The sequence below is a fragment of the Frankia sp. CoWAU3 genome, assembly GCF_977971855.1.
In genome coordinates this window covers 22,389-25,515 of the sequence record NZ_CDWWXB010000027.1, presented here as the reverse complement: position 1 = coordinate 25,515, position 3,127 = coordinate 22,389, and the positions used below count along the sequence as shown (strand labels likewise).

Here is a 3,127-nt window from a genome sequence, read left to right as displayed (position 1 = left end):
CCGAAGCACCTCCAAGCCGTCCATGTCGGGCAGCATGATATCGAGAACGACCGCGTCCGGCCGGAAGTCGCGGGCGAGCCGCAGCGCTCCGCGACCATCCGCGGCGCTGCGCACTTCCCACCCCTCGTAGCGCAGCGCCATCGACAGCAGCTCCGCCAGTGTTGTCTCGTCGTCCACCACGAGGACCCGCACCGATTGCATGGTGTCAGCTTCGCCTCCTTGGCTGGCTGTTACCTGAGGTCTTGCTGTGAGCCTGCTGTGAATGCCGGGCCTGTGAATGCCCGGCGGGGCCGCGGAATCGTAGGCGTGCCACTCGCCGCGATGTCCATCGACGAGACAACCGGGACCCCCTCGAATGGCAGCCTCTCCCGGGGTGGCGGGCCGGACGGCTCCGATGGGACGGACACCACGCTCGACCAGGCATTGCACCACATTTTGCCAAGATTTTATCTTGGTGAGACCAATGAGGGCGAGAGTAGTGAGGGATGGGTGAATCTCAATGGGATCACAATGTGATCTGTCGTCGGGTTGACCGTCGGAGTATCCCCCTTCAGGGGGTTCACCTGCGCAAACTGGGTAGGTGCACAGCATGGCTCGCCACAGTCGTCCTCGGTCCGCCGTCCGCGGTAACCGTCCCCGTATCGTGCGCCGGGTGGTACTGCCCACCGCAACTCTGGTCACCGTGGGAGTCGTGACCGTGGGTACGGCGTTTGCCTGTTCCAGATCGCCCTCAGTGGCGTCGGTTCCCGGGGAAACCAGCCGCGTCGTCGCTGCCGTGGCTCGCGGCGCAGGCACCTTCCCGCCGTCGGCCGGGGATGCGGACGCGATTGCCGAGGCGGTCCGGACGAGCTCGTTCACCGCGAATGTTCCGCCGCAGAACTACGAGGTCACCGGAACCACCCTGGCCGCCAGCGACCCGAGCTGGGCACTGACCGAGCTGCGCCCGACCGTGGCCGATCTCGACCGGGCCGAGGGTGTACTGCATCACACGGGCTCCGGGTGGGAACTGGTCCAGCTCGGTACCTACGAGGTCGGGTGTGGCGTCGCGCCCGAGGCGGTGCTGGACGACCTCGGCCTGCAGTGCCCGCCACGGGACGGCGCGGTCTTTCCGACCTGATCTCCGGGAGTTCCAGGATCTCCGGGCGGCGGCTGTGCCTGCCGGGACGGCCGGAGCGTCAGGGGATGTAGACGATGTCCCAGAGCCGAGCGGTCATGTCGGTACTGGTGGTGGCGAGCAGGAGGCCGTAGGGGGCGAACGCGCAGCTCATCACCGTGCTGCTGTGCCCGGTGAGGGTGGCGATCGCGGACCCGGTCGCGACGTCCCACAGTTGCGCGGTGTCGTCGGTGCTCGCCGTCGCCAGCAGGTGGCCGTCCGGGGAGAAGGCGCAGCTCTGCGCCGAACCCGGCAGAGTGAGCACGGTGGTGCCGCTGGAGGCGTCGGTGAGCCGGGTGCCCTCGTTGCCGCTCGTCGCGAGCAGCCGGCCGTCGGGGGAGAAGGCGCATCCGCCGGCGAAGTTCGTGTGCCCCGGCAGGCTCATGATGATCTCGCCAACCGTGACGTCCCACAGCAGGGTGGACTCCGCGCCGGCGGTGACCAGCAGCCGGCCGTCGGGGGAGAAGGCGCAGCCGTAGACCGAGCCGCGATGGCCGTTGAGGGTGGCAAGGTTTTTCCCGGTCGACGAACCCCACAGCCGGACGGTGCGGTCGGTACTGGTGGTGGCGAGCAGGCTGCCGTCCGGGGAGAAGGCGCAGCCGTACACGGGTCCCCGGTGCCCGGTCAGGGTCACCGTCTGGCGGGCGGCGTCAACGTCCCAGATGCGGGCCGTCTTGTCGCTGCCGGTGGTGGCGAGCAGCTTGCCGTCCGGGGAGAAGGCGCAGCCGTGCACGACCAGGCTCTTGCGCCCGCTGAGTGTGACCGACGTTCGGCCGATGGCGACGTCCCACAGCCGGGTGCCGTCCTTGCTGGTGGTGGCGAGCAGCTTGCCGTCCGGGGAGAAAGCCGCGGAGGTGACGTCGCGTTCGTGTCCCTTGAGGGTGGCCCGCGCGGTGACCTCGACGTGGTGGGACGGGCGGTTGCTGCGCTCGAAGCCGCGCAGGTCCGCCGGCACCGCCGATCCCATCGGCACCGGCCCGGACGGAAGTGTGGTCGCCAACCAGTCGGCGTCGCGGACCGGAGTGCCGGGTGCCGCGTGGGTGTGGATGAGGCTACCCGGCGCCTCGGCGGCCAGGTCGAACAGGGAACCGTCGGTGAGGCGGACCCGCGCCAGCACGGCGCTCGCGTCGAAGCGCTCCCCGGGCTCGACGAGCCAGCGCACCATCGTCGCCCGCCCGCCGGGGATGTCCCAGCGAGCCGGTTGCAGGACCGGATTCGGGCGCGCCGCGGTGGTCCGGCGGGTGGAGACCGAGCTTGCCCAGGCTGCGGCGCCGAGCACCACGGCGAGCTCGGGATCGGCGGGGAGGTAGATCTGCTGCCCCGGCCAGTCGGTGCCGACCCCGAGCCGACCTTCGAGGATGTCGGTGACGACCGGGATCCGGGAGCTGCCCCCGACGAGGAGCACCCCACTCAGCTTGTCCGGTCCGTAACCGGAAGACTTCAGCAAGTGCTGGCAGCAGGCCATCGTGCGGGCCAGGATGGGGGAGGCGAGCTGGGCGAACCGGTCACGCTGCATGCTGACCAGCAGGCCGGCCGGGCTGAAAACATCCTCCACCACGGCGATGTCGGAGAGTTGATGTTTCACTGCCCGGGCGAAGTCGAGCAACTCGTGGCGGGTCCGGTTGGCCGTGGTCTGGAACGTCTCGCCGATCCCGGGCGGATTCAGTAGCGGTTCCAGCCCCGGCCCGTACAACCCCAGGATCTCGTCGAACAGAATCTGGTCGAGTTCGCGGCCGCCGCAGTCGTGCAGAGCCGAGTGGGAGAGCATCTCGTGCCGGCCGTCCTCACCGACCGCGACCAGCGCCCCCTCGAACGTCCCGCCGCCCAGGTCGTACACGAGCATGAGCGAGCCGGGCTCGGGCGCGGCGCCGACCACCGGCGACCAGGCCGCCGCGACCGGCTCGGCGAGCAGGTCCACGTCGACGAACCCGGCGGCCTCCGCCGCGGCGATCATCGTCCGGCGCAGCGGGCCGG

At 70.1% G+C, this 3,127-nt stretch carries 4 protein-coding genes; 2 read left to right on the top strand and 2 right to left on the bottom strand.

Annotated features, from left to right (window positions below):
- The coding region (locus AC08ON_RS04860; RefSeq protein WP_476616526.1) for a response regulator at nt 1–201 on the bottom strand (201 nt) is incomplete at its 3' end.
- 105 nt (nt 202–306) lie between these two features.
- On the opposite strand from AC08ON_RS04860, the gene AC08ON_RS04855 reads away from it, so the two are divergent.
- Together AC08ON_RS04855 and AC08ON_RS04850 are read left to right on the top strand one after the other, a co-directional pair.
- On the top strand, nt 307–516 hold the full coding sequence (locus tag AC08ON_RS04855) for a hypothetical protein (RefSeq protein ID WP_476616525.1): 210 nt from the start codon (nt 307–309) through the stop codon (nt 514–516).
- 259 nt (nt 517–775) lie between these two features.
- Entirely contained in the window at nt 776–1,117 is a 342-nt protein-coding gene (locus AC08ON_RS04850; RefSeq protein ID WP_476606533.1) for a hypothetical protein, read from the top strand.
- A 58-nt stretch (nt 1,118–1,175) separates the two neighbouring features.
- On the opposite strand, the gene AC08ON_RS04845 is transcribed toward AC08ON_RS04850, so the two are convergent.
- Nucleotides 1,176–3,127 (bottom strand): Hsp70 family protein (locus tag AC08ON_RS04845; RefSeq protein ID WP_476616524.1); only part of this gene is annotated, 1,952 nt, incomplete at its 5' end.